At 44.6% G+C, this 1,384-nt stretch carries 1 protein-coding gene; it reads right to left on the reverse strand.

The window, feature by feature from the left end; genetic code table 11:
* Positions 1–132: 132 nt before the first annotated feature.
* A complete protein-coding gene (locus M4I42_RS16860; RefSeq protein ID WP_268853188.1) occupies positions 133–1,251 on the reverse strand; it encodes an RNA-guided endonuclease InsQ/TnpB family protein in 1,119 nt (372 codons plus the stop codon).
* Positions 1,252–1,384: the final 133 nt, after the last annotated feature.

The raw sequence follows: 1,384 nt of genomic DNA on the forward strand, positions 1-1,384 counted from the left end.
GTCAACTCCCCCCACTTAGCTAACGCTTGAAGTGGGGGCTTGCAACTCCCCAGAAGTGCGAGCGGACTTCGTCCTCCTTCCTTGACTTGGGGTTGCATCAGGGGCAGGTTGACGACTACCCAACGGCGCAGGTCATGCCTGTGTCGTTCCTTCAACGATGTACTCTATTCCTTTTCGTTGAAGGTTCATGGCACCAATGCGGTCATCGTTTGAGGTGTATCCACATGTTCGGCAACAAAAGGTGTGTGTACGTTTCTTTCGATTGGCTTTTTCCGTATGCCCGCACTTTGGACATGTCAAAGAGGTGTAATACGGAGCAACCACCATCACTTTTGCCCCATGCAAACGTGCCTTATACTCTAACATGTGACGGAACTGATAAAAAGCCCACGATACGGTTTCATATCGGTCATGGATACGTACACGTTCTGTTTTTTCACGAATGCCTGTTAAATCTTCTAATACAAAAAGGGTACGTTCTCCATATTGACGAACGAGTGCCTTCGTGATCGTATGGTTCACATCCGTCATCCAACGGTTTTCTCGTTGTCCGATTGTTTTCAACTTCCGACGCGCAGAAGCCGTCCCTTTTTGTTGGAGGGTTTTTCGCATTCGTTTGTACTTCGCACGCATATGCTTGATTTTTCGTCCGTTAAAAAAGGTGGTTTTCCCTTGCGAATCATAAGCTACTGCAAGAAAGTTAACCCCTACATCGACACCGACCACTTGGCGAATGTTGTGTTCATCTACGGTTGGAATCGTTTTGGTCATAGGGATGTGCAAAAAGAATTGGTTATGCTTATAGACGAGTTTGGCTGTACCAAACGTCCATGAGCCATCAAAATATTGTTCCATGCCTTTTGGTTCGAACGGCACTTTAATCCGTCCTTCTAGTGTATTGACAGAAAATAATCCTTGAACAAGCGAATAATCTCGATTCCAAACGAGATCATATTCAGGTTTTTTAAAGCGAACCAATGTCCATTCATGACCATTGCTTTTTAGGGAACGGTATCTAGCGATCACCGTCTTGATCACAGATTGCGCCATTTGCGAACGCAACGCGTAGTTTGCTCGAAGTGGACGATAGGTCATGTCGTGCAACTTGGCTTGTGCAAGCACTTTTGTGTCAAAAATCACAACAGATACAGCGTTGCATGCTTGTCGATAAGCGGAAAGGGTGGCTTTCAATACTTCTGCTTGTTCCGCCGTTGGGTAAATTTTTATTTTGGCTGTTAACGTCATGTCCATTTGTCTCACCTCTCTTTCACTAAATATATTATATCATATTTTTTAGTGATACAAAAACACAAAAAAAGCGATTCCTCTCCCACTTACTCCCTTTGGTCGTTGAAGTGGGAGTCTCCTCACCAAAGATGATGAA

Origin of the sequence: Anoxybacillus sp. J5B_2022 (genome assembly GCF_026847645.1) — a bacterium.
Classification (GTDB): domain Bacteria; phylum Bacillota; class Bacilli; order Bacillales; family Anoxybacillaceae; genus Anoxybacteroides.

Excerpts from the sequence above, each read along its gene's own strand:
- M4I42_RS16860 (WP_268853188.1), bottom strand. The coding sequence starts at position 1,251 with ATGGACATGACGTTAACAGCCAAAATAAAAATTTACCCAACGGCGGAA.